1 protein-coding gene is annotated in these 1,195 nt (G+C 47.1%); it reads left to right on the top strand.

Annotated elements, in window-relative coordinates:
• A partial coding sequence (locus tag A3738_RS22740) for a penicillin-binding protein 2 (RefSeq protein WP_156504428.1) occupies window positions 1-1,195 on the top strand: 1,195 nt, incomplete at both ends.

Raw genomic sequence — 1,195 nt, 5'->3', positions numbered from 1 at the left:
ACATATTGTAATGTGGCGCTATTATGCGTTACTTGCGATTTTGTGCTTGGTTGTTTTGACCTTGATGGGTCGGGCTGTGCACTTGCACATCTTCGAACAAAGCTTTTTATCGCATCAAGGCGATGTGCGCTCCATTCGTCTTGAGCGCTTAGATGCACACCGAGGCACAATATCTGACCGATATGGTGAGCCTCTGGCAATAAGTGCAGCGGTCGAAACCATTTATGCAAATCCAACCCAAGTCAAACTTGGGGATGAAGAATATGCTCAGCTTGCCGCCGCGCTTGGAGTGAATAAACGTTGGCTCAAACGGCGGCTTGAAAGTAATCGAGACAAGCAGTTCGTTTATCTCAAAAGAAAAGCAGCACCTCACGAAGCCCAGCAAGCATTGCAGCTGGGTTTTTCTGGTATTTACAGCCGCAGAGAATACAAGCGATTTTACCCTGCAGGTGAAGTCGCTTCACACATTGTGGGCTTCTCAAATATCGATGAAAAAGGCCAAGAGGGTATCGAACTCGCGTATGACGAGTGGTTAACTGGTCGAGAGGGTAAGCACCGTGTTTTGAAGAACCGTGCCGGTCAAGTTATTAAAGACTTAGGTGTCGTAGAGCTGGCGCAGTCGGGTAATGACATTAGCCTTTCGATTGATATGCGCCTGCAATATCTTGCTTACCGAGAGTTGAAGGCTGCTGTAGATATCCACCGTGCAAGAGCGGGGTCAGTTGTGGTTCTAGATATCGAAACCGGTGAAGTCTTAGCAATGGTGAATCAGCCATCTTACAACCCGAATAATCGATCAAATCTCAACGTGTCACATCTGCGTAATCGAGCTATTACGGACCTATTTGAGCCGGGCTCGACCATGAAGCTTGTGACCTTGGCTTCGGCTCTAGAGTCTGAGAAATACGCACTCAACAGTAGTGTTGAAACCTCTCCAGGTTTTTTACGTTTAGGCGGTCGCTCAATACGTGATCATAGAGATTACGGCCGTTTGAGCTTGCTAGAAGTGATCGCTAAATCAAGTAATGTCGGAACAAGTAAATTGGCGCTTGATCTGGGTCCAGAGGCTTTGTGGGATTCGTTTTATGCGCTTGGTTTGGGGCAAGGTACAGGTATTGGATTTCCGGGTGAAAACATCGGGCAATTACCTAATCCTTTCAATATGCAGCCGGTTGAATTGGCTGCAATGTCATAC

This window comes from Oleiphilus sp. HI0066 (assembly GCF_001635725.1).
Note: the sequence above shows the minus strand (reverse complement) of the source record. Positions and strands in the feature narration are given on the sequence as shown.